The organism is Aeromonas sp. LsrichE-8G, assembly GCF_022869435.1.
In the GTDB taxonomy this organism is placed as follows: Bacteria; Pseudomonadota; Gammaproteobacteria; order Enterobacterales; family Aeromonadaceae; genus Aeromonas; species Aeromonas caviae.
This window is the reverse complement of record NZ_JALIHH010000095.1, coordinates 1-1,885: the sequence shown is the minus strand read 5'-3', so window position 1 is coordinate 1,885 and position 1,885 is coordinate 1. Positions and strand designations below refer to the sequence as shown.

General features: G+C 56.3%; 3 protein-coding genes and 1 pseudogene. 3 read left to right on the top strand and 1 reads right to left on the bottom strand.

Annotation, left to right across the window (positions count from 1 at the left end; all coding sequences use genetic code 11):
• From istB to MUW49_RS14455, 3 genes are all read left to right on the top strand, one after another.
• Positions 1-558 (top strand): IS21-like element ISAs29 family helper ATPase IstB (gene istB, locus MUW49_RS14465; protein ID WP_244812902.1); only part of this gene is annotated, 558 nt, incomplete at its 5' end.
• Positions 559-655: 97 nt separating this feature from the next.
• Positions 656-865 (top strand): transposase, encoded by a 210-nt coding sequence (locus MUW49_RS14460; protein ID WP_244812901.1) that lies wholly within the window; start codon positions 656-658, stop codon positions 863-865.
• A complete protein-coding gene (locus tag MUW49_RS14455) occupies positions 769-1,731 on the top strand; it encodes an IS3 family transposase (protein WP_224217850.1) in 963 nt (320 codons plus the stop codon). Before MUW49_RS14460 ends, MUW49_RS14455 begins: the two co-directional genes overlap by 97 nt.
• An 8-nt stretch (positions 1,732-1,739) precedes the next feature.
• Here the strand turns inward: MUW49_RS14455 and MUW49_RS14450 are convergent.
• Positions 1,740-1,885 (bottom strand): annotated as a pseudogene (locus tag MUW49_RS14450) (integrase core domain-containing protein); the annotation flags it as partial.

Genomic DNA, 1,885 nt, shown 5'->3' with positions numbered 1-1,885 from the left:
CTCCAGGCCACGGTGCAAGAGGTGGACTACCAGTCTGCACGCAACCTGGAGCGGTCACAGGTGGCAAACCTGGCCCAAGGAGAGTGGCTGCGCCGGGGCCAGAACCTGCTCATTACCGGCCCCTGTGGCTGCGGAAAAACCTACCTGGCTTGTGCGCTGGGCTACCAAGCCTGTCAGCAGGGGCACAGCACTCGCTACTACCGGCTGCCGCGTCTGCTACTTGAGCTGAGCCAGGCCAAGGTAGATGGCAGTTACGCCAGACTGCTGGGTCAACTGGCAAGGATAGAGCTGCTGATCCTGGATGACTGGGGACTGGAAGCGGTGAATGCCGAGCAGCGCAACGCCCTGCTGGAGATCATGGATGATCGGTACGGGAAATACTCGACGGTCGTGGTCAGTCAGCTGCCAACGGAAGAGTGGTACGCGAGCTTGGGGGACAACACTCTGGCAGATGCGATCCTGGACCGGCTGATGCACAACGCTCACCGGCTGTCACTGAAGGGAGAATCGATGAGAAAGAGGAGAAGTGAGTTGACCCAATCTGAACACTCGAGTTAGAAACGGGGTGACGTGAGCGCGTTAAGGATCAGGGTGTTCACGTTGGCCGGAATGGCTGTTCAACTTCGCCGGAATACGCAGAGAGGCTGCGGAGGTCATGGGCGTCAGCCATAGCGCCATGCGGACCTGGGTGAAACAGCTTAGGAGTGAGCGCCAAGGCATCAGTCCCAAGGCCTCGCCGCTGACGCCAGAACAACAAAAAATCCGAGAATTAGAGAGAAAAATCAAACGGATAGAAGAGGAAAAAGAAATTTTAAAAAAGGCTACCGCTCTCTTGATGTCGGACTCCCTGAACAATTCTCGCTAGTCGAGCGACTCAAGAAGAGCTTTAGCGTCAAACGCATCTGCGATGTATTCGGGATCCATCGCAGCAGTTATAAGTACTGGGCGGCGCGTCCTCAAGCCATCTCTTCGGAGAAGGTAAAGCTGCAAGCCGAAGTCCGTAAGGCCCACAACGACAGCAAGGGCTCAGCGGGTGCCAGGACGATTGCAGACATTGTCACGTCCCGCGGCCAGTCTTTAAGCCGCTATCGGGCAAGCAAACTGATGAAGGAGCTGGGGTTGGTCAGTTGCCAGCCACCCAAGCATGCTTACAAAAAGGCGCATCAAGAGCATGTTGCCATCCCTAACCTATTGGATAGGCAGTTCGCGGTGACGGCGCCGAATCAAGTCTGGTGTGGTGATGTGACCTACATCTGGACCGGAACGCAATGGGCCTATCTGGCGGTGGTGCTGGACCTGTTTGCCCGCAAGCCAGTGGGGTGGGCGATGTCGTTGTCCCCGGATAGCGAGTTGACCAGCAAGGCATTGATGGTGGCTTTTGAGGCCCGAGGCCGACCCAAGGGGCTACTGTTTCATTCTGACCAGGGAAGCCATTACACCAGCCGTCGATTCCGGCAGCAGCTTTGGCGCTACCAGATCAGACAGAGCATGAGCCGACGCGGTAACTGCTGGGACAATGCTCCGATGGAGCGATTGTTTAGAAGCTTAAAGACCGAGTGGATGCCCACGACCGGTTACCGCAGTGTTAACGAAGCCAAACAGGCAATCACGGATTATCTGGTGGGCTACTACAGCCAGGTTAGACCGCACTCCTACAATGGTGGTCTGACACCGAATGAATCCGAACGATTGTTCTGGTTAGAGCATAAGACCGTGGCCAATTTTTCTTGACCACTACACTCGTTGGGTGTGACGAAGCGGATACGGCTATGCCGGTGCTCTTCGTTATACCAGGCCATAAAGTCGCGCACCCACTCCCTGGCCGCTTCCAGACTGGCAAAGCCGTCTGATGGCCACTGCGGACAGTACTTCAGCGTCCTGAACA